Raw genomic sequence first — 21,696 nt, 5'->3', positions numbered from 1 at the left:
CTGTTGCTCACATCGTTAACGCCTGCGGCGGCGCGTGGGTTTCGCTTTTTCTTTTGGTTTTACTATAACGTCTGGCACAGCAGGTTGCTCTATCGGAAATATGGGTAACGCATTCAGTAAACGCTTGCCGTAGCTTTTGGTCAATAAACGCTTGTCATAAATAACGACTTCCCCCCAGCAGCCGTGGCTACGGATGAGTCGCCCGACCTGCTGGATTAAATTAAACGATGCGGCCGGTAAACTCTGTACTTCGAAAGGATAACGATTCAGGCTTTTCAGCCACTCACCCTCGGTGATCACTACCGGGCTGTCGATTGGCGGAAAGGCGATTTTATGAATATGCACCTGCGTCAGCAGGTCGCCTTTCAAATCCAGACCTTCGGCAAAAGATTGCAGACCCACCAGCACGCTACGCTCACCGTTTTGTACCCGTTTGCGGTGTAGCTCCACCAGACGATAGCGCGGCTGATCGCCCTGGACCAGCAACAGCAGACGTAGATCGGCGACGTGCTCAAGAAAACGCTGCATCGCCCGACCGCTGGCAAACAGCACCAGCATGCCCTGATGCTTTTTGCTTTCCAGCTGTTCGCGGAAATAGGCAGCCATTTCCGCAATATGCTGCTCTTCGTTCTCTATCAACGGTTCGTAGCGCATCTGAGGAATAACAATTTTGCCTTGCTCAACATGATTAAACGGAGAATCCAGCGCGACGAAGCGGTCACCGGCCTTTTCTTTGAGGCCGCTCATCTCCTGTAGACGCGAAAAGCTGTTGAGCGAGCGCAGCGTGGCGGAGGTAACGATAATATGTGGTACGCTGCGCCACAGCAGTCTTTCCAGTTGATCGCTCACGCGGATCCCCACGCAGTGGAACCAGACGTGGATCTGCCCGTCACGCACTTCACGCGTCGCCCATTTACTCACCGGAGCGCCTGACGACTGCGCCAGCGAGGCCAGCCGCCACAGCTTGCTTTGCGCTTCGAACATACCCAGCGCCCGGTTCATCTGCAAAATAACCCGATGCAGACGCACAATATCGTGAGTGCCGGTTTTTTCGCTGAGATCGTTGAGGAACAGTTCAGCCAGACCGCGCAGCATTTCTGTGAGCTTCGCCAGGCGCTGACATATCTCCATTACTTCCGCTGGCAGTTCACCCATCGCAAAACGGTGTTCTGCTTCCTGGGTGGCAGGCATATACAGATTAAGAATATTGTTAAGTGAAGAAATCAGTTCATACAGTTCTTCGCAGTGGCCGTTCAGACGCTCGGCATTTGCCAACGGCGGCGTGGTTTTGGGGCGAAACTGCTCAAGGCAGGTAGCCACTAACTTACAAAACAGATCCAACTGCAGTCGATACCAGGGGGCGCTGATTTCCGCACTCATCTCCAGCGCATCGCGCGCAACGTCCGGCAAGTGGTGTCCTTCATCAAGCACCAGCAGCAGGTTTTTCGGCTCCGGCAAAACAGCTTCACTTTCCATGGCGGCCATCACCAGCGCATGGTTGGCAACCACCACTTCGGCTTCCTGAATCTCACGGCGGGCGACAAAAAAAGGACATTCACGATAATAGTGACAATTACGATTCAGACAGCTGGCCTTATCGGTGCTCAGGCGTTGCCAAAGTCCGTCATCAATAGCGATATCCGTGTGATCGCGCAGCCCGTCCCATTTATAGGTGTCGAGGTCGCCTTTCAGCCTGGCGCAGCGCTTTTGCTCTTCCTGGTTATTTGGCGTCAGGTCATCGTCGAGAAAAGCCAGCAGATCCTGCTGATTAGGTTCGGTACTGGCAAGCGCCGCTAAGTTACGCGGGCAGACATAGCGCCCACGACCGAACGCGGCGGTAAAACGCAGGTCAGGAATAATTTTGCGCAGTAACGGCAGATCTTTGCTGTAGATCTGATCCTGCAAGGCGACGTTGGCGGTACTCACCACCAGCGTTTTTTGTTCTTCCCGGGTAATGGCGATTCCCGGAATTAAATAGGACAGGGTTTTCCCCACCCCAGTCGGCGCTTCAATCGCCAGATGCCGCCCTTCTTCCCCGGAGAGCGTTTTCGCAACGTCAGCAATCATCTGCCGCTGCGGTGCGCGGGGGATAAAGTCGGGGATCTGTTCCTGAAGCGCCTTGTACCAGGCGGCAATTTGCGCTTTCAGCGCAGCCGTAAGTGCCATGAGAAAACCTGAAATACTGTATAAACAGCCACTATTGTGGCACATTTCAGGCGCTGGATGTACCTTTTTCCCCCATTCTGGAAAGCGCTTCGCAGCGCGGACTTAAATTGCCGGAAGGCGGCTTACACCCTATTCGGCCTACAGTCAGGTACATTGCAGGCCGAATAAACGCGTCGGCTAATAATATCCCAGTAACTTCCACCACAGCATACCCACGGCAAAAATGATAATGACATTTGCCGTCACCACACAGAGGTTGATTTTGTAAAAGCGCGGGCGTTCAAAATAGCCCTGGGCAAAATAGATGGGGCCAGGTCCACCACCGTATTCCGTATTGCCCCACATCAGATTACTGAAGATACCAAAGCAGATCGCCACCATCATCGGCGGTGCGCCAGCAGCGATCGCCGTGGCCGCAAAAGGGGCATACAGCGCAGCGACATGGCCGGTCGCCGTGGCAAAGAGATAGTGGACATAAATATACAGGATCCCCAGCAAAACAAAGGACTCTATCGCGCCAAATCCCTGAATACCGCTGCCCAGTTTGATCGTCATCCATTTAATAAAGCCCAGATCGGCAAGACCGGTCGCCAGGCTAATAATGACGCTAAACCAGATTACCGTGTCCCACGCTGCATGGTCATTGAGCAGGCTTTTCCAACTGACTGCGCCAGAGGCGAAAAGATAAGCGGCCAATCCCAGTCCGACCGAGGTTGCCGATAATCCCGTGATTAAGCTGGTGCCCCAGCCGACCAATGCCAACACAAAGCCAAACGCGACCTTTTTCTCGTTACTGCTCATCGCACCGAGTTCACCGAGCGCCTGCTTACCCATCGCTTTTGCCTCTGGCGTACGTTTAAGCTCAGGATCCAGCAACTTATAGACCAGAAGCGGCATCAAACAGAAACAGACCATCGCAGGAACAACAGCGGAAACAAACCACCCGCCCCAGGTTATCTCGACGCCTAATGAGGATTTAGCCAGACTCGCCACCAGCGGATTTGCCGCCATCCCGGTGAGGAATATCGCCCCGGTAATGGGCGTAAACTGAAAGCACACCATGGTTAAAAAATCACCAATACGCTTGCCGGTTACTCCCGGAGCCGAACCTAATACGTCATTGATTGAACGAGTGATAGGGAAAATAATCCCTCCGGAACGGGCTGTCACTGACGGCATTGCCGGAGCCATAATCAGATCGGATACCCCCAGCGAATAGGCAATACCCAGGCTACTGCCGCCAAATAGCGATAACATTTTATACGCGATACGTTTCCCGAGCCCTGAGGTAACAAACCCCAGAGAAAGAACATAGGCGCAGAAGATGAGCCATACCGTACCGGAAGCAAACCCTGACAGCGCTTTCGCCTCTGGCAAGGTCTTGGTAAAAATCACCACACAAAGCGCAATCAGCATTACCGCCCCCGAAGGGAGCGGTTGGGTAAGAATGGCGGCAATGGTCGCGGCAAAAATAGCAAACATATGCCAGGCCTGAGGCGTCAGACCATCAGGTACGGGATAAAACCAAATTATCCCCCCAATCGCCAGCGGTATCAGGAACGCCAGAATGGATTTTCCCGCGACAGAATTCGTTGACATAAAAATATCCTTATTCCGTTAGCCCGAGAACCTTCATTTCTGCGACATATATTTGGCCAGCACCTGATCGACCATCGCGGGTGCCATTCCCAGGTAGTTTGCCGGGTCGGTCAGTTTCTCAATCAACTGCGGATCCAGTCGTTCTGCAACAGATGGCATCGCATTCAGCACATCAGCCAGTCGCCCCCCCTGTTCGTTGACGATACGGCAGGCGTCGTACACAACATCATGCGCATCCTGACGACCGATGTATGGCGCCAGTCCCATCATGACCGCCTCAGCCACAATCAGGCCGTTGGTCATACCGAGGTTACGTTTCATCGCCGCTTCATCGACTATCAGCCCCGCCAGCATAAAATTGGCCTGATGCAACGCCCCTGCGCTGAGGACGAAACTTTCCGGGATAGCAATCCATTCCGCATGCCACGGCCCGGTCGCCCGTTCCAGGTCCTGCACCATCGCATCCAGCATCAGTCCCGCTTGCTGACGCACGCCTTTAGCACAGGCCAGCATCAGTTCGCTGGAGATCGGGTTGCGTTTCTGCGGCATGGTACTGCTGGCGCCACGCCCTTTAACAAACGGCTCATACAGCTCGCCAAACTCATTGGCTGCCAGCAACATTACGTCGTAGGCAATCTTACCCAGCGAACCAGTAATCACCGCTAACAAGTTAACCGCTTCGGCAAAACCATCACGCGCGACGTGCCAGGTGGACGTTGGAACATTCAGTCCAAGCTCTTCCATCATCGCTTTTTGTACCGCCAGCCCTTTATCCCCCAACGATGCCAGCGTACCAGCTGCACCCGCAAATTCGCCGACCAGAACACGAGGACGCGCCTGGGTAAGACGTTCCGCGTGGCGTTCAAACATATCCAGCCAGATGGCCGCTTTATAACCGAAGGTCACGGGCAAAGCCTGTTGTAAGTGGGTTCTCCCGGCCATTGGCGTATCACGGTAGCGACGTGCGAGGTCTGCGAGCGTCGCACGAAGTTTGTTTATATCGGTCTCAATTAACGTGAACGCATCACGAATTTGTAGGACTACCGCGGTGTCCATAATGTCCTGAGTGGTTGCCCCCCAGTGCACATAGCCGCCGGACTCGCCAGCCTGTTTAGAAATCTGGTGCACCAGCGGTAGGATCGGATACCCCACTATTTCAGTTTCATGGCGCAATAAATCAAAATCGAGCGTGTCGGCATTACATTTCTCGGCAATTTCCTGCGCCGCCGCCTCAGGTATTACGTCACAGCGCGCTTGAGCCTTAGCCAACGCAACTTCTACTTCCACGTATTTGCGCACCAGCTCGCGATCGTCAAACACCGCGCGCATCGCCGGTGTGCCGAAAGAATCCCTGAACAGAACAGAATCAAGTACATTCGAAGCCATAAATCCCCCTGGAAAATCTGATAATGATAAGATGCTTGTTTACGGCGGTTTGTTGGATATTCAAACGCCGCCACAATGTCCAGACATTATCAAATGTCCGTACATTTAAATGTACGGACATTTATAGTATTCATAAGAAATGTAGGGAATAGTCCGTACAAATTTTCGTGATAAAGATCACTAATATTTTGATGAAACTGCGATGAAAGAATCTCTGTACAAGCGAATAGCACGTGAACTGGCACAGCAAATTTCGGTGGGAACCTTTGCCCCCGGCTCGCTGTTTCCTACGGAAATGGAACTGTGCGAAACATGGCAGGTCAGCCGCCACACCATGCGTGAGGCGCTAAGGGAATTAACAGAGCAAGGTTTGATTTCACGGCGTAAAGGCGCAGGAACCCGCGTTTGCGAACCTAAGGCTAACGGCGTCAATCATCCGCTATCGCATCTTGAGGATCTGCTGCTGCTGGCCAGGAACAATCTGCGCGTCATCAAGAAAATCGATGAGATTGTGGCGGACATAGAGTTGTCCCAGTTGATTGGCTGCCCGCCAGGTTCCCGATGGCTGCACATTGCCAGTACCCGTGAAGATGCGCAAAACCCGGACGCGCCAATTTGCTGGACCGACAGTTACGCCAGCACGGACTACGCCAAGCTGCGCACGTACATCCGCGATGATCCGCACTCGTTAATTAGCGATCTGATCGAAACGCACTACGGTATTAAAAGTCATGAAGTTCACCAGACGATTACGGCTGTTGGTGTGCCTAAGAAGATGGCAAAAATCCTTAACGTAGCACCTGATTCTCCGGCGATGAGAATTGTCCGCCGCTATCTGGACAGGGAAGGAAAAGTTTTTGAAACGACGATTTCTGTTCATCCGGCAGGACGCTATACCTGCTCAATCGTGCTGAAATCGCAAAGCTCAGGGGAATGATTGACCTGGCCGGCCTACACAATGTGTAGACCGGATAGCATGTTTATACTGTCATACAGCAGGTAAATTACTGTGCTGAAGACGGTCTGCGCGGACGGCGCGGTGGACGAGGTTTATCGCCTGCCGGTTTGCCTTCGCCGCTACGCGGTTTCCCTTTCGGCGCGCCGCCATCCTGACGACGCGGCTGCTGGCCACGTCCTGCTCCGCCCTGGCCGCGACCGCCGCCACGCTGCTGGCGACCGTTCTGAATCGGCTCAACTTTGATAGACGGGTCTGGCTCGTAGCCCGGCGTTGCAATACGCGGGATCTCTTTTTTCAGCAGCTTCTCGATATCACGCAACAGTTTGTGTTCATCGACGCACACCAGAGACAACGCTTCGCCGGTGGCGGCCGCGCGGCCGGTACGACCAATACGGTGCACGTAATCTTCCGGGACGTTTGGCAACTCGTAGTTCACCACGTGCGGCAGCTCTTCAATATCCAGCCCGCGCGCGGCAATATCGGTCGCCACCAGCACGCGAATATCACCGGATTTAAAATCGGCCAGCGCACGCGTACGCGCCCCCTGAGATTTGTTACCGTGGATCGCCGCGCTGCGAATGCCGTCTTTATTCAGTTGTTCCGCCAGATGGTTCGCACCATGTTTGGTACGGGTAAACACCAGCACCTGCTGCCAGTTGCCCTGACCAATCATCTGCGACAACAGTTCACGTTTGCGTTTTTTATCCACGAAATGCACATGCTGAGTCACCTGCTCGGACGCGGTATTACGACGCGCCACTTCAATTTCCAGCGGGTTATGCAGCAGCTTTTCGGCCAGCGATTTAATATCGTCAGAGAACGTTGCCGAGAACAGCAGGTTCTGGCGTTTTGCCGGCAGTTTCGCCAGAACGCGACGAATGTCATGAATAAAGCCCATATCCAGCATGCGGTCAGCTTCATCCAGCACCAGGATCTCTACCTGATCCAGTTTCACCGCATTCTGGTGTTCCAGATCGAGCAAACGACCCGGGGTGGCAATCAGCACATCTACGCCGCCACGCAGCTTCATCATCTGTGGGTTAATGCTGACACCGCCGAAAACCACCAGCGAGCGAATATTGAGATACTTACTGTAATCACGTACGTTTTCGCCAATCTGGGCCGCCAGCTCGCGAGTCGGCGTGAGGATCAGCGCACGAACCGGACGACGGCTTTTACCATGCGGCTGATGAGTCACAAGATGCTGCAACAACGGCAGGGTAAAGCCTGCTGTTTTCCCCGTACCGGTCTGGGCGCTGGCCATCAGATCGCGGCCTTCCAGCACGGCGGGGATCGCCTGCTGCTGAATAGGGGTAGGTTCACGGTAACCCTGCTCGGCAACGGCACGTAAAATCTCAGGGTTCAAACCAAGGGAATCAAAAGACATAACAACTCCGAACCGCCCTGACCGTTACCGGTGTCGTTTTCAGGGAGATACACACAATAGAGATGACAAAAACCACAATGTCATGAAGGGGCGGAGTGTAGCAGTTTTTGTGATGTACCGCATAAATTATCCCTTCAACAGAAATTAACCTCGCGGACTGGACAAGGTGGCATATCAGTCATAATCTTAATCAATCGATTGATTAAGATCAGAGCCGCGCAATGAATACACCCACCATGACAACCAAAGGCGAACAGGCGAAAAACCAGCTCATTGCCGCCGCGCTGGCGCAGTTTGGCGAGTATGGTCTGCACGCCACAACGCGCGATATCGCCGCGCAGGCCGGACAAAACATTGCGGCCATCACCTACTATTTTGGCTCAAAAGAGGATTTATACCTCGCCTGCGCCCAGTGGATTGCCGATTTTATTGGTTCACAGTTTCGCCCGCATGCGGAAGAAGCCGAGCGTCTGTTTACTCAGCCGGAGCCCGATCGTGGCGCGATGCGCGAACTTATCCTGCGCGCCTGTAAAAATATGATCATGCTGTTAACCCAGGACGACACCGTTAACCTGAGCAAGTTTATCTCACGCGAACAGCTTTCACCCACCGCGGCTTATCAACTGGTACACGACCAGGTTATCAATCCGCTGCATACCCACCTGACGCGCCTGATTGCTGCCTATACTGGTCGCGATGCCAACGACACCCAAATGATTCTGCACACCCACGCCATACTCGGCGAGGTGCTGGCCTTTCGTCTGGGGAAAGAAACTATTCTGTTGCGTACGGGCTGGTCACAATTTGATGAGGATAAAACCGCGCTGATTGAGCACACCGTTACCTGTCACATCGATCTTATTCTGCAAGGTTTAACGCAAAGGAGTCTGGAGTCATGAAAAAACCTGTCGTTCTCGGGCTGGTTATCGCGGCCCTCGTTGCCGTGATTGCTGGTGGAACGTGGTGGTATCAAAGTCGGCAAGATAACGGTCTGACGCTCTACGGCAACGTCGATATCCGTAGCGTCAATCTGAGTTTTCGCGTCGGCGGCAGGCTGGCCTCGCTGGCGGTTGACGAAGGCGACGCCATTACCGCCGGTCAGGTGCTGGGAGAACTGGACCACGCGCCGTATGAAAACGCGCTAATGCAGGCAAAAGCGAATGTTGCCGCCGCCCAGGCACAGTACGATCTGATGCTGGCCGGTTATCGTGAAGAAGAGATTGCGCAAACCGCAGCGGCGGTCAAACAGGCGCAGGCCGCCTATGATTATGCGCAGAATTTCTACAATCGACAGGTAGGACTGTGGAAAAGCCGCACCATTTCCGCTAACGATCTGGAAAACGCCCGTTCATCACGTGACCAGGCGCTGGCCTCACTGAAATCCGCGCAGGATAAACTCGCCCAGTATCGCAGCGGTAATCGTGTGCAGGATATTGAGCAGGCGAAAGCCACGCTCGAACAAGCACAAGCTGAGCTGGCGCAGGCTGAACTGAATTTGCATGACACCACGTTAACCTCTCCGTCTGACGGCACGATTCTCACCCGGGCGGTTGAACCGGGTAGCATGCTGAACGAAGGCGGCACGGTACTGACGCTATCACTCACGCGTCCGGTCTGGATTCGCGCCTACGTTGACGAACGAAATCTAAGCCAGGCGCAGCCAGGACGCGAAATCCTGCTCTACACCGATGGCCGCCCGGACAAGCCTTATCACGGTAAAATTGGCTTCGTGTCGCCTACCGCCGAGTTTACCCCGAAAACGGTCGAGACCCCTGACCTGCGCACCGACCTGGTTTATCGTCTGCGCATTGTGGTGACCGACGCAGACAATGCGCTGCGCCAGGGGATGCCGGTAACAATAAAGTTTGGTGATGAGGCACGGCATGACTGACGCCGTCATTACGCTGAATGGGTTGACGAAAAACTTTGCCGGAATGGAAAAACCGGCCGTCGCCCCGCTCGACTGTACCGTTCATGCCGGCTACGTGACCGGGCTTGTCGGGCCGGACGGCGCGGGCAAAACCACGCTGATGCGGATGCTGGCGGGTTTGTTAAAACCCGACGCCGGAAGTGCTGCGGTAATTGGCTTTGATCCCATCAAAGACGACAGCGCCCTGCACGCCGTGCTGGGTTATATGCCGCAGAAATTTGGCCTGTACGAAGATTTGACGGTCATGGAGAACCTCAATCTCTATGCCGATTTGCGCAGCGTCACCGGCGACGTGCGAGAAAAAACCTTTGCCCGGTTACTGGAATTTACCTCGCTGGGTCCGTTTACCGGACGACTGGCAGGCAAGCTTTCCGGAGGCATGAAACAGAAGCTCGGGCTTGCCTGTACGCTGGTGGGCGAGCCTAAAGTGTTGCTGCTGGATGAGCCCGGCGTGGGCGTCGACCCGATATCCCGCCGCGAGTTGTGGCAAATGGTCCATGAACTGGCGGGCGACGGGATGCTGATCCTCTGGAGTACCTCCTATCTGGATGAAGCCGAACAGTGTCGTGATGTGCTGCTGATGAATGAAGGCGAATTGCTGTATCAGGGCGATCCGACCCAGCTTACGCAGACGATGGCCGGACGCAGCTTTTTAATGAGCAGCCCGCAGGAAAATAACCGCCGACTGTTGCAACGCGTGTTAAAACTGCCGCAGGTCAGCGACGGGATGATTCAGGGGAAATCCGTCCGTTTGATCCTGAAAAAAGAGGCTACGGCCCAGCAGATTCAAGACGCGAACGGTATGCCGGAGATAATCATCAACGAAACCGCTCCCCGTTTCGAGGATGCTTTTATCGATTTACTCGGCGGGGCCGGAACATCAGAGTCACCGCTGGGCGCCATCCTGCATACCGTGGAAGGCACGCCTGGCGAAACGGTGATCGAAGCCAAAGCGTTGACCAAAAAGTTTGGCGATTTTGCCGCTACCGACCATGTAGACTTTGCCGTGCAGCGCGGCGAGATTTTTGGCCTGTTAGGCCCCAACGGCGCCGGGAAATCCACCACCTTTAAAATGATGTGCGGTCTGCTGGTTCCTACCTCCGGCAAAGCGCTGGTGCTGGATATGGATCTCAAGGTTAGCTCCGGCAAAGCGCGTCAGCATCTGGGCTATATGGCGCAGAAATTCTCCCTGTACGGCAACCTGACGGTTGAACAGAATCTGCGTTTTTTCTCCGGCGTCTACGGCCTGCGCGGTCGGACGCAGAAAGAGAAGATCGATCGCATGAGTGAGGCATTTGGCCTGAAAAGCATCGCCTCCCACGCTACCGACGAGCTACCGCTGGGCTTTAAACAACGTCTGGCGCTGGCCTGCTCGCTGATGCATGAGCCAGATATCCTGTTTCTCGATGAACCCACTTCCGGGGTTGATCCCCTTACTCGTCGAGAATTCTGGTTGCATATCAACAGCATGGTGGAAAAAGGCGTCACGGTAATGGTGACGACCCACTTTATGGATGAGGCGGAATATTGCGATCGCATCGGACTGGTGTATCGCGGCAAACTGATCGCCAGCGGCACGCCGGACGACCTGAAAGCAAAGGCTGCCGATAACGACACGCCGGACCCCACCATGGAGCAGGCGTTTATTACGCTCATCAATGACTGGGATAAGGAGCATACGCATGAGTAACTCCGCGCTCTCATGGCGACGCGTACGCGCGCTGTGCGTAAAAGAGACGCGCCAGATCGTCCGCGATCCCAGCAGTTGGCTGATTGCTGTAGTGATCCCGTTGTTGCTGCTGTTTATCTTCGGCTACGGGATCAACCTCGACTCCAGCAAGTTGCGAGTGGGAATTTTGCTCGAACAGCAGAGCGAAGAAGCGCTGGATTTCACCCACACCATGACCGGTTCGCCGTATATTGACGCCACCATCAGCGATAACCGTCAGGAATTGATTGAGAAAATGCAGGCCGGACGCATTCGCGGGCTGGTGGTGATCCCGGTAGATTTTGCCCAACAAATGGCGCGACCTGGCGACACAGCCCCTATTCAGGTGATCACTGACGGCAGCGAACCGAATACCGCCAACTTTGTGCAGGGTTATGTCGAAGGCATCTGGCAGATTTGGCAGCAACAGCGGGCTGAGGATCGCGGGGAATCATTTAAGCCGTTAATCGATGTGCAGACCCGCTACTGGTTTAACCCGGCGGCTATCAGCCAGCACTTTATAATTCCCGGGGCGGTAACCATCATCATGACGGTGATTGGCGCGATCCTCACCTCGTTAGTGGTGGCGCGTGAATGGGAGCGCGGCACCATGGAAGCGCTGTTGTCTACCGAAGTTACCCGCGTCGAGCTGCTGCTGTGCAAACTGATCCCCTATTACTTTTTAGGCATGCTGGCGATGCTGCTGTGTATGCTGGTGTCGGTGTTTATTCTTGGCGTGCCCTATCGCGGCTCGTTGTTAATCCTGTTTTTTATCACCAGCCTGTTCCTGCTCAGTACGCTCGGCATGGGCCTGCTTATCTCCACCATCACCCGTAATCAATTTAACGCCGCGCAGGTTGCGCTGAACGCCGCTTTCCTGCCCTCGATTATGTTGTCGGGGTTTATCTTCCAGATAGACAGCATGCCGGCGATTATCCGCGCGGTGACTTACATTATTCCGGCGCGCTATTTCGTCAGCACCCTGCAAAGCCTTTTTTTGGCGGGCAACATTCCGGTGGTGCTGATTATCAACGTGCTGTTTTTAATCGCTTCGGCGGTAATGTTTATTGGCCTGACGTGGCTTAAAACCAAACGTCGGCTGGATTAAGGGGACGGGCATGTTTCATCGCTTATGGACATTAATTCGTAAAGAGCTGCAATCGCTATTACGCGAGCCGCAGACGCGAGCCATTCTGATTTTACCGGTGCTGATTCAGGTCATTCTGTTCCCGTTCGCCGCGACGCTGGAAGTGACCAACGCCACTATCGCTATCTATAACGAAGACAATGGCAAACACTCGGTGGAGCTTACCCAGCGCTTCGCCCGCGCCAGCGCCTTTACGCATGTCCTGTTACTGAAAAGCCCACAGGAGATCCAGCCCACCATCGACACGCAAAAAGCGCTGCTGCTGGTGCGCTTCCCGGCCAATTTTTCGCGGAATCTGGATACCTTCCAGCAAGCGCCCATGCAAATTATCCTCGATGGACGTAACTCGAACAGCGCGCAAATTGCCGCCAATTACCTGCAGCAGATCGTGAAGGAGTACCAGCAGGAGCTGATGGACGGCAAGCCAAAACCGAACAACAGCGAACTGGTGGTGCGTAACTGGTATAACCCGAATCTGGACTACAAATGGTTCGTGGTTCCGTCGCTGATCGCCATGATCACCACCATCGGCGTGATGATCGTCACCTCGCTGTCGGTGGCGCGCGAGCGCGAACAGGGCACGCTCGATCAACTGCTGGTCTCCCCGCTCACCACCTGGCAGATTTTCATCGGCAAGGCAGTGCCCGCGCTGATTGTGGCCACTTTTCAGGCCACCATTGTGCTGGCGATCGGCATCTGGGCTTATCACATTCCGTTTGCCGGTTCACTGGGGCTGTTCTATTTCACGATGGTGATTTATGGGCTGTCGCTGGTCGGTTTTGGTCTGCTGATTTCATCGCTGTGCGCCACCCAGCAGCAGGCGTTTATCGGCGTATTTGTCTTTATGATGCCGGCGATATTGCTCTCAGGCTACGTCTCGCCGGTCGAAAATATGCCGGTATGGTTACAGAATCTGACGTGGATAAACCCGATCCGCCATTTTACGGACATCACGAAACAGATTTACCTGAAGGATGCGAGTCTGAAGATTATCTGGGGAAGTTTGTGGCCGCTGTTGGTGATCGCGGCCACAACCGGCTCAGCGGCGTATGCGATGTTTCGACGCAAGGTGATGTAGCTTTTTGTCTTTCGCCAGCAGCGACACCACGGCGGGTCCGGCAAGGATCACCAGCCCCGCCAGAGCCAGCAAGACGTTGTTTTGCAGCACGCGCGACAGCAGCCACAGTACAATCATCGCGGCACCGAAATACCACGTCGTAGTGAGTTCTTCCAGCACATCCGCCACGTCGCGCCAGCGCTGTTCATGGTGACGTTGTAAGGCCAGCATTAATAAAACCGTTACGCCGTAAACGACGCATAATCCCAGGCCGACGTGCACCAGCGTGCCGCTCATCCAGCCCATTACCAGCAACACCACTACCAGTAAATGCAACACAATCTGCCAGCAACTTAGACCCGTTGCGACACGAACACGTTGTTGCCACCTCATGGCTTTTCTCCTGAAGGATTTTCGACTAATTGTTCAGAGTACCGGACTTTACGGAAAATTCCGCAACACCGCATCTTTTTGTGACGACGACTACACTATTTTAATCAGGAAAGTGATGCCAACGGGAGAATCATGGCCAGACAAACAGAACGGTTTTCATTCAATGTGCTCACCATTAATACTCATAAAGGATTTACCGCCTTCAATCGGCGTTTTATTTTGCCTGAGCTGCGAGAGGCTGTCAGAACGGTCGGTGCGGACATTGTGTGCCTGCAAGAGGTCATGGGCGCGCACGAGGTGCATCCTCTGCATGTGGAAAACTGGCCGGACACCACGCACTACGAATTTCTGGCGGATACCATGTGGAGCGACTTCGCTTATGGACGTAACGCCGTGTATCCGCAGGGGCATCACGGTAACGCTGTGCTGTCGCGCTATCCTATTGAACATTATGAAAATCGCGATGTGTCGGTCGGCGCGAGTGAAAAACGCGGGGTCCTGTACTGCCGCATCGTGCCGCCGATGCTCTCCCACCCGGTTCACGTGATGTGTGTCCATCTCGGTTTGCGTGAAGCCCACCGTCAGGCCCAACTCGCTATGCTGGCAGAGTGGGTGAATGCCTTACCTGAGGGTGAGCCCGTCGTGGTCGCCGGTGATTTCAACGATTGGCGACAAAAAGCTAATCATCCGTTGAAAGCCAATGCCGATCTTGACGAGATCTTTACCCGCGCCCACGGTCGCCCGGCGCGGACGTTTCCGGTGCAGTTTCCCCTGCTGCGTCTCGACAGGATCTATGTGAAAAACGCGAATGCCAGTACCCCAACGACGCTGGCGCTGCGTCACTGGCGACATTTGTCCGATCATGCCCCTCTGAGTGCGGAGATTCATTTATGAAATTTGGCTGGCGTGAAGGCAATCAAATTCAACTGCTGGAAAACGGCGATCAGTACTACCCCGCCGTGTTTGACGCCATTGAACAGGCGCAGCAAAAAATTATCCTCGAGACCTTCATCTGGTTTGAAGATGCGGTCGGAAAACAGCTGCATGCCGCGCTGCTGAGTGCAGCACGTCGCGGCGTTAAAGCCGAAGTGCTGCTGGATGGCTATGGTTCGCCGGACCTCAGCGACAGCTTCGTTAATGAGCTAACCGCAGCCGGCATTGTTTTCCGCTATTACGATCCGCGCCCGCGTCTGTTCGGCATGCGCACCAATCTCTTTCGCCGTATGCATCGCAAAATTGTGGTCATTGATGACCGCGTTGCTTTCGTCGGCGGCATCAATTATTCCGCTGAACATATGTCTGATTACGGCCCTGAGGCCAAGCAGGATTACGCCGTACGCGTTGAAGGCCCCATCGTGGCCGACATCCTGACATTCGTACTGGAAAACCTGCCGGGCCAGAGCGCCGTACGCCGCTGGTGGCGACGTCATCATCGCGCAGTCGAAAATCATCGGCCTGGCGAAGCGCAGGTGCTGTTTGTCTGGCGCGACAACGAAGAGCATCGCGATGATATTGAACGTCATTATTTGAAAATGCTTACCCAGGCCAGACGGGAAGTGATCATTGCCAATGCCTACTTCTTTCCCGGCTATCGCTTTCTGCATGCCCTGCGTAAAGCGGCCCGACGCGGCGTTCGGGTAAAACTCATCGTGCAGGGTGAACCAGATATGCCGATTGTGAAAGTGGGCGCCCGCCTGCTGTACAACTATCTGGTAAAAGGCGGCGTCCATGTCTATGAATATCGCCGTAAACCTCTGCATGGCAAGGTAGCGCTGATGGACGATCATTGGGCGACGGTAGGCTCCAGCAATCTTGACCCGCTCAGCCTGTCGCTGAATCTGGAAGCGAATCTCATTATTCATGACCGTGCGTTTAACCAGACTCTGCGCGACAACCTGAACCCGATTATTGCGCAGGACTGCAAGCGGGTTGATGAATCCATGCTGCCCAAACGCACCTGGTGGAACCTGACCAAAAGCGTGCTGGCGTTCCACTTTTTACGCCATTTCCCAGCGCTGGTCGGCTGGCTACCCGCACATACACCACATCTGACTGAGGTAGAACCGCCCGCACAGCCTGCCATGGAAACGCAGGATCGCATTCAAACTGAGGATGTCGGAGGAAAATCCTGATGGCCAAAGCACATCCGCGCTGGCGGTTAGCGAAAAAAATACTCACGTGGCTATTTTTCATTGCCGTCATCGTGTTGCTGGTCATTTATGCCAGCAAGGTCAATTGGGAAGAGGTCTGGACGGTAATCCGGGATTACAATCGGACTGCCCTGCTCAGCGCCGTGGGGTTGGTAATCGTCAGTTATTTACTCTACGGCTGCTATGACCTGCTCGGCCGACATTACTGTGGGCACAAGCTGGCAAAACGTCAGGTCATGCTGGTGTCGTTTATCTGTTACGCCTTCAACCTGACATTGAGCACCTGGGTGGGCGGCATTGGGATGCGTTATCGACTCTACTCGCGCCTCGGGTTGCCGGGGAGCACTATTACGCGGATTTTTTCACTGAGTATTACCACCAACTGGCTGGGCTATATTCTGCTGGGCGGCTTTATTTTTACCTTTGGCGTGGTCGAGTTGCCCGCGCATTGGTATATCGATGAAGGTACGCTGCGCATTTTAGGCATTGCGCTACTGCTGATTATTGTCGTTTATCTGTGGTTTTGCGCCTTCGCGAAACATCGCCACATCACCATCAGGGGCCAAAAACTGGTGCTGCCCTCCTGGAAATTTGCCATCGCGCAAATGGTGATATCCAGTACCAACTGGATGGTGATGGGAGCCATTATCTGGCTGTTGCTGGGTCAGGATATCAACTATTTCTTCGTGCTGGGCGTGCTGCTGGTGAGCAGTATTGCCGGGGTTATCGTACATATTCCGGCGGGGATCGGTGTGCTGGAGGCGGTTTTTATGGCGTTGCTGGCGGGAGAAGATACTTCTCAAGGCAAGATTATCGCCGCCCTGCTTGCGTATCGCGTCCTCTATTATTTTATTCCGCTGCTGCTGGCGCTTATTTGCTACCTGTTGCTGGAAAGTCGGGCGAAAAAGCTGCGGGCGAAAAACGAGAAGGCAATGGCGAAATGATTTGCCGGATGCGGCGTAACGCCTTATCCGGCCTACTTTCGATATAAGACGGTAGGCCGGATAAGCCATCCGGCAACAGAGAATTAACGACGATTGCCGAAGATACGCAGCAGCATCAAGAACAGGTTGATAAAGTCCAGATACAGCGTTAGTGCGCCAAGAATCGCGTATTTGCGCAGATTAGAACTGTCACGCAGATCGATCTGCTCACCGATGTTTTTCAGCTTCTGCGTGTCATAGGCGGTCAGACCGACAAACACAATCACCCCAATGTAGGTTACCGCCCACATCAACGCTTCGCTCTTCAGCCAGAAGTTAACCAGTGAAGCCAGCACAATACCGATTAGCGCCATAAACAGCATATTGCCGAAACCGCTGAGATCGCGCTTAGTGGTATAACCGTACAGGCTCATGATGCCAAACATCCCGCCGGTGACCACAAAGGTACTGGCGATAGACGAGTAGGTATAGACGATGAAGATGCTCGACAGCGTTAACCCGGTTAACGCCGAATAGAGCATAAACAGCGTGGTTGCCACACCGGCGCTCAGCTTTTGCACCATGCCGGACAAAACGAACACCAGCGCCAGTTGGGCGATAATCAGGCCAAAGAAGGTGATTTTACTGGAGAAGACAAACATCATCACCGCGGGCGTATTTGCCGCATACCAGGCGATAAACGCCGTCAGCAACAACCCGCAGGTCATCCAGCCATAAACCTGCGCCATATACGTTTGCAGGCCGGAACGCGCCTGCACAATAGAATCGGATCGTGGGAATCGGTCCATGACAATCTCCTGAATCAGTATGAGCCTACAACAATTGTACTCTACCAGCGTTTTGCTGCTAGCTTATCGCTGTCACGAGCATCCACCCAACGTTCACCTTCCGGCGTGGCCTCGCGCTTCCAGAACGGTGCGCGGGTTTTCAGATAATCCATAATGAACTGCCCGGCATCAAACGCGCTACTACGATGCGCGCTGGTCACGCCAACAAAAACGATTTCATCGCCGGGCCATAGTGCGCCAATGCGATGGATCACCGTCACCCGTCCCAGCGGCCAGCGCGTACGCGCCTCGTCGACAATCTCCGCCAGCGCTTTTTCGGTCATGCCGGGATAGTGTTCCAGCGTTAATGCCTGCACACTGTCGCCGAGGTTGTGGTTACGCACTTTACCGGTGAAGGTCACTACGGCGCCGTCTTCATCACGCTCGGCAAGCCAGGGATACTCTTCCCCAACGCTGAACGGCGCATGCCCAACAACAATTCGCGTCTCAGCCATCTTAACCTCCGGTTACCGGTGGGAAGAAAGCCACTTCATCACCTGCGTTAAGGGGATGGTCAAAACTGACCAGCGTCTGGTTCACCGCCGCCAGCAGCTTGCCGTCTTCCAGCGCCAGCGCCCAACGATCGCCTTGCGCCGCCAGATGCTGGCGCAGCGCTTCGACCGTTGGAAATTCAGCGGTGACCTCTAAAGCATCCGTGTTGACCAGTTCACGGACCTGGGCAAAGAAAAGAACCTTAATCATGCACATCCACCTTAAAATCTCCCGACTTGCCGCCGCTTTTTGCCAGCAGGCGCACCGGACCAATCACCATGTCCTTTTGCACCGCTTTGCACATGTCGTAGATGGTCAACGCCGCCACGGAGGCCGCCGTTAACGCTTCCATTTCCACACCGGTTTTCCCGCTCAGGCGACACAGCGTCTCAATGCGTACACGATGGTGTTCCGGTTCGGCATGCAGGTTGACTTCGACTTTGCTCAGCATCAGTGGGTGACACAGCGGGATAAGATCCCAGGTTCGTTTGGCCGCCTGAATACCGGCAATGCGCGCCGTGGCGAAAACGTCGCCTTTATGGTGGCTACCATCGATAATCATCGCCAGCGTTTCGCTGCGCATCGTCACGAAGGCTTCAGCACGCGCCTCGCGTACCGTTTCTGCTTTGCCAGAGACATCCACCATGTGGGCTTCGCCAGCGGCGTTAATATGAGTCAGTTGCGACATACTTATTTCTTCAAATGTGGGTGGAAATTACACGGACGCGTACGGGCATCAAGCTGCGGCGCAATGATATTTTCCCAGGCGGTACGGCACGCTTTGGTCGACCCCGGCATGGCGAAAATCAGCGTTTTATTCGCAACCCCGGCAATTGCCCGGGATTGCAGCGTCGCGGTACCGATCTCTTCAAACGAGAGCATACGGAATACTTCGCCAAAACCTTCAACTTCTCTGTCGAACAGCGGTTGCAACGCTTCCGGCGCCTGGTCACCTTCGGTCAGTCCGGTGCCGCCGGTAATGAGCACAACCTGCACATCGTCACTGGCAATCCAGGCGGAAACCTGGGCGCGGATGGCATAACGGTTCTCTTTGACAATCGCCTTGTCAACAATCTGATGGCCCGCTTCCTGCGCCGAGTCACGCAGGTAGTGACCGGAGGTGTCATCCTCTTCGCCGCGACGGTTGGAAACAGTAAGAATAGCAATGCGTGTCGGGATAAATTCAGCGCTTACCTGACTCATGAAAACTCCTTTTAGCGATCAGCCGCCAATGTAAGATAAGTTTTGCGTAATACCGGTATTGTTCTGATGCAGGAAATGGGTCTGCTTTTTCTCCAGCAGCGCGGTTGAAATGCGTTCTTCCAGCGCGGATTGCTGAGCGTCATCTTCCAGCAAGTCACGCAGGCTTACGCCGCCTTCACCAAATAAACACAGATGAAGCTTGCCGACAGAGGAAACGCGCAGACGATTACAGGTGGCGCAAAAGTCTTTCTCATAAGGCATGATCAGACCAATTTCGCCAGCATAATCAGGATGGCAGAAAACCTGAGCCGGACCGTCGCTGCGCTGGCGAAGCTGGTGGATCCAGCCGCGACGCAGAAGCTCATCGCGCAGTACTTGCCCTGAGATATGATGCTTACGGAAAAGTGCACTGCCCTCCCCCGTTTCCATCAGTTCAATAAAACGCAGTTGAATAGGACGAGGTTGGATCCACGCCAGGAAGGTGTCCAGTTGATGATGGTTTACATCGCGCATCAACACAGTGTTGACTTTGACTTTTTCAAAACCGGCTGCAAAGGCGGCGTCAATGCCCGCCATCACCTGCTGAAATTTGTCCTGCCCGGTAATGGCGTGAAACTGACGGGCATCGAGACTGTCGACGCTGACGTTGAGTGCCGTCAACCCGGCATCGCGCCAGGCGGCGGCATCGCGCGCCAGACGATAACCATTGGTCGTTACCGCAATCTGACGGATAGCGTCGTTTTCACGCACAGCGGCAATAATGTCGGTAAAATCGCGACGTAATGAGGGTTCGCCCCCTGTCAGGCGCACTTTTTCCGTCCCCAGACTGGCGAACGCACGGGTGACGCGGCGAATTTCATCAACGGTCAAAAAGCCGTTATTGGTGACCCCGCCGGGCTTATAGCCATCCGGCAGGCAGTAGGTGCAACGAAAGTTACACACATCGGTAATCGACAAACGTAAGTAGTAAAACTTACGCGCGAAAGCATCGGTAAGTTGAGAGCCCATGTACACCTTTCCAAATACGGGAGACGCAGTCATTTCTTCCTGCGCCCTGGTGACAATCTCGTTCGAGCATTGCCACGGCCAAAGCACCGTATCATTTGACCCAGGTGCAGAGGCTAGAGTGTTTATACTCATCATACTTTGAGTACGTAGTGGTTATGCCGATACTAGCGTGTAAATGGCGATAATGCCAAGCACACTTACGCTGTATAAATACGTATATAGCGACATGATCGTGCAATTTCGCTACAGAATAAGCAAAAACCACAGTTTTGCATTGATATACATCATCTTGCTGTCAGGTGCATGTCGTCAGAAAGGAGTAGATCGCCGAAAATTAATTTCGGCAAATGCCAACTGGATAATTGCTGAAAACACGCTATTTACGGTACTGTAGCGCCGATCAATTGATATCAGGAAACTCTATGCGCACTCGCACGCTGGCAGATTTAGATCGCGTTGTCGCTCTCGGCGGAGGGCATGGATTAGGACGCGTTCTCTCCTCACTTTCCCCTTTAGGTTCACGACTGACGGGTATCGTCACCACCACCGATAATGGCGGCTCCACGGGGCGTATTCGTCGTTCTGAAGGCGGCATCGCCTGGGGGGACATGCGTAACTGCCTGAACCAGTTAATTACCCAACCCAGCGTTGCATCCGCTATGTTTGAATACCGTTTTGGCGGTAATGGCGAGCTTTCCGGACATAACCTCGGAAATTTAATGTTAAAGGCGCTCGATCACCTCAGCGTGCGGCCTCTCGAAGCTATTAATTTAATTCGCAACCTGCTGAAGGTGGATGCGCATTTAATTCCGATGTCTGAGCTGCCGGTGGATCTGATGGCTATTGATGATCAGGGGCATGAAGTCTATGGCGAAGTGAATATCGATCAGCTCACTATCCCACCTCAGGAACTGATGCTGTCGCCAAAAGTCCCTACCACGCGAGAAGCGGTTGAGGCAATCGCCGAAGCAGATTTGATTCTGATAGGACCAGGCAGTTTTTATACCAGCCTGATGCCGATCCTGCTGCTCGACGAACTGGCGCAGGCATTACGGCGTACACCCGCCAGGATGGTCTACATTGGCAATCTGGGTCGCGAATTAAGCCTGCCAGCAGCCAGCCTGACGCTTAACGATAAGCTGGCAATCATCGAACAGTACGTTGGCAAAAAAGTGATTGACGCGGTGGTTGTCGGCCCGAAAGTAGATGTTTCGGCCGTTACCGACCGCATTGTGATTCAGGAAGTGCTGGAAGCCAGCGATATTCCGTACCGTCATGACCGTCAGTTGCTGCACAGCGCGCTGGAGAAAGCGGTACAGGCATTAGGCTGAGTGGATTTGC

General features: G+C 54.1%; 21 protein-coding genes and 1 riboswitch. Of the genes, 10 read left to right on the top strand and 11 right to left on the bottom strand.

All coding sequences use genetic code 11. From position 1 onward, the window contains the following. Nucleotides 1-15: 15 nt before the first annotated feature. The 3 genes from dinG to FDX09_RS13885 all read right to left on the bottom strand — a co-directional run bounded on the left by dinG (nt 16) and on the right by FDX09_RS13885 (nt 5,151). Nucleotides 16-2,166, bottom strand: a complete 2,151-nt coding sequence (gene dinG / locus FDX09_RS13895; RefSeq protein ID WP_137347377.1) for an ATP-dependent DNA helicase DinG — start codon at nt 2,164-2,166, stop codon at nt 16-18. Nucleotides 2,167-2,343: 177 nt separating this feature from the next. Then, nucleotides 2,344-3,765, bottom strand: coding sequence for a DASS family sodium-coupled anion symporter (locus FDX09_RS13890; RefSeq protein ID WP_121528796.1), 1,422 nt, complete (start codon nt 3,763-3,765; stop codon nt 2,344-2,346). 33 nt (nt 3,766-3,798) lie between these two features. Beyond that, nucleotides 3,799-5,151, bottom strand: coding sequence for an adenylosuccinate lyase family protein (locus tag FDX09_RS13885; protein ID WP_137347376.1), 1,353 nt, complete (start codon nt 5,149-5,151; stop codon nt 3,799-3,801). A 202-nt stretch (nt 5,152-5,353) separates the two neighbouring features. On the opposite strand from FDX09_RS13885, the gene FDX09_RS13880 reads away from it, so the two are divergent. Next, on the top strand, nt 5,354-6,088 hold the full coding sequence (locus tag FDX09_RS13880; RefSeq protein WP_087857599.1) for a GntR family transcriptional regulator: 735 nt from the start codon (nt 5,354-5,356) through the stop codon (nt 6,086-6,088). Between the two features lie 67 nt (nt 6,089-6,155). Here the strand turns inward: FDX09_RS13880 and rhlE are convergent, their stop codons facing one another. Next, complete coding sequence (rhlE, locus tag FDX09_RS13875; protein ID WP_137347375.1) at nt 6,156-7,496, bottom strand: ATP-dependent RNA helicase RhlE; 1,341 nt, start codon at nt 7,494-7,496, stop codon at nt 6,156-6,158. A gap of 221 nt (nt 7,497-7,717) precedes the next feature. Here rhlE and cecR point away from each other — a divergent pair, with 221 nt between their 5' ends. The 5 genes from cecR to FDX09_RS13850 are packed head-to-tail and all read left to right on the top strand — an operon-like array spanning nt 7,718 to nt 13,359. Further along, complete coding sequence (cecR, locus tag FDX09_RS13870) at nt 7,718-8,395, top strand: transcriptional regulator CecR (protein ID WP_121528794.1); 678 nt, start codon at nt 7,718-7,720, stop codon at nt 8,393-8,395. Beyond that, complete coding sequence (gene hlyD, locus FDX09_RS13865; protein ID WP_038639088.1) at nt 8,392-9,387, top strand: secretion protein HlyD; 996 nt, start codon at nt 8,392-8,394, stop codon at nt 9,385-9,387. Before cecR ends, hlyD begins: the two co-directional genes overlap by 4 nt. After that, the gene (locus FDX09_RS13860) at nt 9,380-11,116 is read left to right on the top strand and encodes an ATP-binding cassette domain-containing protein (protein ID WP_038639084.1); all 1,737 of its coding nucleotides are present in this window, start codon (nt 9,380-9,382) and stop codon (nt 11,114-11,116) included. The genes hlyD and FDX09_RS13860 overlap by 8 nt, the downstream gene beginning before the upstream one ends. Beyond that, on the top strand, nt 11,109-12,242 hold the full coding sequence (locus FDX09_RS13855; protein WP_038639081.1) for an ABC transporter permease: 1,134 nt from the start codon (nt 11,109-11,111) through the stop codon (nt 12,240-12,242). Before FDX09_RS13860 ends, FDX09_RS13855 begins: the two co-directional genes overlap by 8 nt. A gap of 10 nt (nt 12,243-12,252) precedes the next feature. After that, nucleotides 12,253-13,359 (top strand): ABC transporter permease, encoded by a 1,107-nt coding sequence (locus FDX09_RS13850; RefSeq protein WP_137347374.1) that lies wholly within the window; start codon nt 12,253-12,255, stop codon nt 13,357-13,359. Here FDX09_RS13850 and FDX09_RS13845 read toward each other — a convergent pair. Next, the gene (locus FDX09_RS13845; RefSeq protein WP_137347373.1) at nt 13,321-13,731 is read right to left on the bottom strand and encodes a YbhQ family protein; all 411 of its coding nucleotides are present in this window, start codon (nt 13,729-13,731) and stop codon (nt 13,321-13,323) included. The two genes, FDX09_RS13850 and FDX09_RS13845, sit on opposite strands and share 39 nt — an antisense overlap. A gap of 132 nt (nt 13,732-13,863) precedes the next feature. Between FDX09_RS13845 and FDX09_RS13840 the strand changes: the two genes are divergently transcribed. From FDX09_RS13840 to FDX09_RS13830, 3 genes are read left to right on the top strand one after another with little or no spacing between them, the layout of a single operon-like run. Continuing rightward, nucleotides 13,864-14,625: an endonuclease/exonuclease/phosphatase family protein gene (locus tag FDX09_RS13840; protein WP_069323204.1), complete on the top strand. Its 762-nt coding sequence runs from the start codon at nt 13,864-13,866 to the stop codon at nt 14,623-14,625. Continuing rightward, complete coding sequence (clsB, locus tag FDX09_RS13835; protein ID WP_038639075.1) at nt 14,622-15,863, top strand: cardiolipin synthase ClsB; 1,242 nt, start codon at nt 14,622-14,624, stop codon at nt 15,861-15,863. The genes FDX09_RS13840 and clsB overlap by 4 nt, the downstream gene beginning before the upstream one ends. After that, nucleotides 15,863-16,825, top strand: a complete 963-nt coding sequence (locus FDX09_RS13830) for a YbhN family protein (protein ID WP_038639070.1) — start codon at nt 15,863-15,865, stop codon at nt 16,823-16,825. Before clsB ends, FDX09_RS13830 begins: the two co-directional genes overlap by 1 nt. A gap of 83 nt (nt 16,826-16,908) precedes the next feature. Here FDX09_RS13830 and FDX09_RS13825 read toward each other — a convergent pair whose 3' ends face one another. From FDX09_RS13825 to moaA, 6 genes are all read right to left on the bottom strand, one after another. Then, on the bottom strand, nt 16,909-17,613 hold the full coding sequence (locus tag FDX09_RS13825; RefSeq protein ID WP_038639068.1) for a Bax inhibitor-1/YccA family protein: 705 nt from the start codon (nt 17,611-17,613) through the stop codon (nt 16,909-16,911). A gap of 41 nt (nt 17,614-17,654) precedes the next feature. Beyond that, nucleotides 17,655-18,107 carry a molybdopterin synthase catalytic subunit MoaE gene (gene moaE, locus FDX09_RS13820; RefSeq protein WP_038639065.1) on the bottom strand — a complete coding sequence of 151 codons (453 nt, stop codon included), beginning with the start codon at nt 18,105-18,107 and terminating at the stop codon, nt 17,655-17,657. Nucleotide 18,108: 1 nt separating this feature from the next. Next, on the bottom strand, nt 18,109-18,354 hold the full coding sequence (moaD, locus tag FDX09_RS13815; protein ID WP_038639062.1) for a molybdopterin synthase sulfur carrier subunit: 246 nt from the start codon (nt 18,352-18,354) through the stop codon (nt 18,109-18,111). Beyond that, complete coding sequence (gene moaC, locus FDX09_RS13810) at nt 18,347-18,832, bottom strand: cyclic pyranopterin monophosphate synthase MoaC (protein WP_038639057.1); 486 nt, start codon at nt 18,830-18,832, stop codon at nt 18,347-18,349. The genes moaD and moaC overlap by 8 nt, the downstream gene beginning before the upstream one ends. 2 nt (nt 18,833-18,834) lie before the next feature. Next, the gene (moaB, locus tag FDX09_RS13805) at nt 18,835-19,347 is read right to left on the bottom strand and encodes a molybdenum cofactor biosynthesis protein B (protein ID WP_003035187.1); all 513 of its coding nucleotides are present in this window, start codon (nt 19,345-19,347) and stop codon (nt 18,835-18,837) included. 18 nt (nt 19,348-19,365) lie between these two features. Next, complete coding sequence (gene moaA / locus FDX09_RS13800) at nt 19,366-20,355, bottom strand: GTP 3',8-cyclase MoaA (protein WP_137347372.1); 990 nt, start codon at nt 20,353-20,355, stop codon at nt 19,366-19,368. Then, nucleotides 20,343-20,488: riboswitch (molybdenum cofactor riboswitch) on the bottom strand. Its footprint overlaps the gene before it by 13 nt. Nucleotides 20,489-20,777: 289 nt before the next feature. Here moaA and yvcK point away from each other — a divergent pair. Continuing rightward, nucleotides 20,778-21,686: a uridine diphosphate-N-acetylglucosamine-binding protein YvcK gene (yvcK, locus tag FDX09_RS13795; protein WP_038639050.1), complete on the top strand. Its 909-nt coding sequence runs from the start codon at nt 20,778-20,780 to the stop codon at nt 21,684-21,686. The last annotated feature ends 10 nt before the right edge of the window (nt 21,687-21,696 follow it).

The sequence above is a fragment of the Citrobacter sp. wls717 genome, assembly GCF_005280955.1.
GTDB classification, from domain to species: Bacteria; Pseudomonadota; Gammaproteobacteria; order Enterobacterales; family Enterobacteriaceae; genus Citrobacter; species Citrobacter werkmanii.
Note: the sequence above shows the minus strand (reverse complement) of the source record. Positions and strands in the feature narration are given on the sequence as shown.

Bases quoted from the DNA above. Each gene is read 5' to 3' on its own strand.
- FDX09_RS13850 (WP_137347374.1), top strand. From the start codon at position 12,253: ATGTTTCATCGCTTATGGACATTAATTCGTAAAGAGCTGCAATCGCTA.
- moaB (WP_003035187.1), bottom strand. From the start codon at position 19,347: ATGAGTCAGGTAAGCGCTGAATTTATCCCGACACGCATTGCTATTCTT.
- FDX09_RS13830 (WP_038639070.1), top strand. From the start codon at position 15,863: ATGGCCAAAGCACATCCGCGCTGGCGGTTAGCGAAAAAAATACTCACG.
- moaD (WP_038639062.1), bottom strand. From the start codon at position 18,354: ATGATTAAGGTTCTTTTCTTTGCCCAGGTCCGTGAACTGGTCAACACG.
- moaA (WP_137347372.1), bottom strand. From the start codon at position 20,355: ATGGGCTCTCAACTTACCGATGCTTTCGCGCGTAAGTTTTACTACTTA.
- FDX09_RS13890 (WP_121528796.1), bottom strand. From the start codon at position 3,765: ATGTCAACGAATTCTGTCGCGGGAAAATCCATTCTGGCGTTCCTGATA.
- FDX09_RS13885 (WP_137347376.1), bottom strand. From the start codon at position 5,151: ATGGCTTCGAATGTACTTGATTCTGTTCTGTTCAGGGATTCTTTCGGC.
- yvcK (WP_038639050.1), top strand. From the start codon at position 20,778: ATGCGCACTCGCACGCTGGCAGATTTAGATCGCGTTGTCGCTCTCGGC.
- moaE (WP_038639065.1), bottom strand. From the start codon at position 18,107: ATGGCTGAGACGCGAATTGTTGTTGGGCATGCGCCGTTCAGCGTTGGG.
- FDX09_RS13860 (WP_038639084.1), top strand. From the start codon at position 9,380: ATGACTGACGCCGTCATTACGCTGAATGGGTTGACGAAAAACTTTGCC.
- FDX09_RS13825 (WP_038639068.1), bottom strand. From the start codon at position 17,613: ATGGACCGATTCCCACGATCCGATTCTATTGTGCAGGCGCGTTCCGGC.
- clsB (WP_038639075.1), top strand. From the start codon at position 14,622: ATGAAATTTGGCTGGCGTGAAGGCAATCAAATTCAACTGCTGGAAAAC.
- rhlE (WP_137347375.1), bottom strand. From the start codon at position 7,496: ATGTCTTTTGATTCCCTTGGTTTGAACCCTGAGATTTTACGTGCCGTT.
- hlyD (WP_038639088.1), top strand. From the start codon at position 8,392: ATGAAAAAACCTGTCGTTCTCGGGCTGGTTATCGCGGCCCTCGTTGCC.
- cecR (WP_121528794.1), top strand. From the start codon at position 7,718: ATGAATACACCCACCATGACAACCAAAGGCGAACAGGCGAAAAACCAG.
- FDX09_RS13845 (WP_137347373.1), bottom strand. From the start codon at position 13,731: ATGAGGTGGCAACAACGTGTTCGTGTCGCAACGGGTCTAAGTTGCTGG.
- FDX09_RS13855 (WP_038639081.1), top strand. From the start codon at position 11,109: ATGAGTAACTCCGCGCTCTCATGGCGACGCGTACGCGCGCTGTGCGTA.
- FDX09_RS13880 (WP_087857599.1), top strand. From the start codon at position 5,354: ATGAAAGAATCTCTGTACAAGCGAATAGCACGTGAACTGGCACAGCAA.
- dinG (WP_137347377.1), bottom strand. From the start codon at position 2,166: ATGGCACTTACGGCTGCGCTGAAAGCGCAAATTGCCGCCTGGTACAAG.
- FDX09_RS13840 (WP_069323204.1), top strand. From the start codon at position 13,864: ATGGCCAGACAAACAGAACGGTTTTCATTCAATGTGCTCACCATTAAT.
- moaC (WP_038639057.1), bottom strand. From the start codon at position 18,832: ATGTCGCAACTGACTCATATTAACGCCGCTGGCGAAGCCCACATGGTG.